This window comes from Novacetimonas maltaceti, assembly GCF_002906255.1.
Taxonomy (GTDB): Bacteria; Pseudomonadota; Alphaproteobacteria; order Acetobacterales; family Acetobacteraceae; genus Novacetimonas; species Novacetimonas maltaceti.
The window spans coordinates 1-2,371 of the sequence record NZ_POTC01000119.1; the positions used below are offsets into that span (position 1 = coordinate 1).

Here is a 2,371-nt window from a genome sequence, read left to right on the forward strand (position 1 = left end):
ATGCTGGGGGGCGTGGGCGGGCTTGGCATGCAGGTTTATGCAACGACGCTGGCCTATCCGCAGGATATTGGCGGCAGGCCGGACCTGTCATGGCCATCCTATATCCCGGCCGCTTTCGAACTGGCGGTGATGGGGGCCATCATGGCGGGCATCATCGGTTATTTCATGACCGTGCGCCTGCCGCGCCTTTACGACCCCGTGGATGAGGCCGCGGCCATGCAGGGCGTCATGACAGGTGGCCATGCCATCGTGGTGCGCGGGGGCACGGACACGAAGGTGCGGGCCATACTGGTCCGCCATGGCGCGCTGACGATCGAGGAGATCGGGCCATGAGACGTCCATGGCCGCTGTGCGTCCTGCCTGGCGTGCTGATGTTCCTGGCCGCCGGCTGCGACGACATGTCGAAGCAGCATAAGGAAAACCCCTACGCCAGTTCCCGCACCGCGCCGGCGGATGTGGCGCAGGGCAGCGTGGAATATCATGATGTCGCGCATCCCGCGCCTGCCCTGACACCGGCCCTGCTGCGGCGCGGGCGCAGTGAATATGACGCCTTCTGCGCGCCATGCCATGCCCGCACGGGGCAGGGGGGCGGCATGGTGGTGCAACGGGGCTTTCCCGCCCCGCTTCCCCTTGCCACCGCCCCGACACGTGATGCCGCGCCCGCACGGCTTTACGACATCATCACGTCGGGGCAGGGCATCATGTATGGTTTTGCACAGCGGATCATGCCCGATGACCGCTGGGCCATCGTGGCCTACCTGTACGCGCTGCGCCGCAGCCAGCATGCGATGCTGGCGGACATGTCTCCCGTCCAGCGGGCGTCCCGGCCGTGACCCGCGCCCGGTACATGGCCTCCGCCGTTGCGGCTGTCGCGCTGGCTGGCGTCATGGCCGATGCCATCTGGAGGCCAGAGGCCATGGGCGCCGCCTGGCTTGCGGTCACGGTGGCATGGCTTGGCTGGCCGCTTGGCAGCATGGCGCTCATGCTGGTGCATGCCCTTACGGGGGGGCGGTGGGGCGCGATCATGTATCCGGCCCTGCGTGCGGGTATCGCCACGCTCCCGCTGGGTCTGCCCGCGCTGGCAGGCGTGATGCTGGGGGCGGGTGACCTGTATCCGTGGCTGCACCCGGACGGGGGCGTGGGGCTGGCAAATGGCTTCTATCTCAACCCGCCTGCCGCGCTGGCGCGGGCCATGATCTACGTGCTTGCGTGGGGCGTGCTGGCGCTGGTGTGCCTGCGCGGCCGCGAACCGGGGTGGATCGCGCCTGCCGGGCTGATCGTGCTGGGCCTTACATACGGCTTTGCGGCAATCGACCTTACGGAATCCCTTGCTCCGCATTTCAGTTCCAGCGCCTACGGGCTTGTCGCCTCGGCCGGGGCCGTGCTGCTGGCATCCGCCATGGGCATCGTGCTGGAAGGGGCGCGTGCCAGCACGGCGGACCTGCTGCGCGATCTGGCGCGCCTGCTGCTGGGACTGACGGTGCTGTGGGCCTATCTGGATTTCATGCAGTTCCTGATCGTGTGGCAGTCCAACCTGCCGGCAGAGGCCGCATGGTACGGCCCGCGCCTGCGGGGGGGATGGGGGATGGTGGCGCTCTGTCTCGTGGGGCTGCATTTTGTCCTGCCCTTCGTGCTGCTGGCCCTGCCGTCCCTTCAGCGGCGGCGCCCCGTTGTCGTTGCGGTGGCCGGATTGCTGGCGGGGATGGAAGTGGTGCGCAATTTCTGGCTGGTGCTGCCCGGCCGGCCATGGGCGCAGATCGTGCTGCCAGTGCTGCTGTCGCTTGCGTTCTTTGGCGCGGGCAGCATCTTCCTCGTGCTTCGTCCCGGCATGCGGGCGCCGTCCGTATCGTACAGGGACGAACGGGGGGACGCCCATGTCTGACCATCGTCCCGATCCCCGGCCATCCCATCACGAAACACGCGACATTTCCCTGCGTGCGGTCATGGCCGGCGGACTGGCCATCGGTCTTGCGGTGGGCGGGCTTGTGATGGTGGCCGATGTGCTGTTCCCGCAGAAATCACTCGACCGCCTGCTCAAGCCGCCTTTCCCGGTCATTGCCGAACCCCGGCTGCAATCCGATCCCGCGGCGGACATGGCGGCGTTTGCCGCACGGGAGGAAAGCGCCCTGAACGGTTTTGGCTGGACGGACGCAGGCAGCGGCATCGGGCATATCCCGATCGACCAGGCCATGGGGGAAATCGCGCGTGAAGGCATCCCCGGCTGGCCTGCTGGCGAAAGGATATCCCCATGATGCGCCACCATCGTGCCATGCCGTCATATGCCGTGGTGCGGATGGCCGTGCTGGCGGTCGCGCTGGCCTGCGCGGTGCCTGCGGGATGGGGGCGTCCCGCCATGGCGCGGGGGGACGGG

The 2,371-nt window shown here is 68.1% G+C and carries 4 protein-coding genes; all 4 read left to right on the forward strand.

What is annotated here, in order from left to right; all coding sequences use genetic code 11:
- Positions 1-333: quinol:electron acceptor oxidoreductase subunit ActD (locus KMAL_RS16460; protein ID WP_110096523.1), on the forward strand; the 333-nt coding region annotated here is incomplete at its 5' end.
- Positions 330-833 (forward strand): c-type cytochrome, encoded by a 504-nt coding sequence (locus KMAL_RS16465; protein ID WP_110096524.1) that lies wholly within the window; start codon positions 330-332, stop codon positions 831-833. The genes KMAL_RS16460 and KMAL_RS16465, both read left to right, overlap by 4 nt.
- A complete protein-coding gene (locus KMAL_RS16470; RefSeq protein ID WP_110096525.1) occupies positions 830-1,882 on the forward strand; it encodes a hypothetical protein in 1,053 nt (350 codons plus the stop codon). The genes KMAL_RS16465 and KMAL_RS16470 overlap by 4 nt, the downstream gene beginning before the upstream one ends.
- On the forward strand, positions 1,875-2,252 hold the full coding sequence (locus tag KMAL_RS16475; protein ID WP_239020197.1) for a hypothetical protein: 378 nt from the start codon (positions 1,875-1,877) through the stop codon (positions 2,250-2,252). The genes KMAL_RS16470 and KMAL_RS16475 overlap by 8 nt, the downstream gene beginning before the upstream one ends.
- The last annotated feature ends 119 nt before the right edge of the window (positions 2,253-2,371 follow it).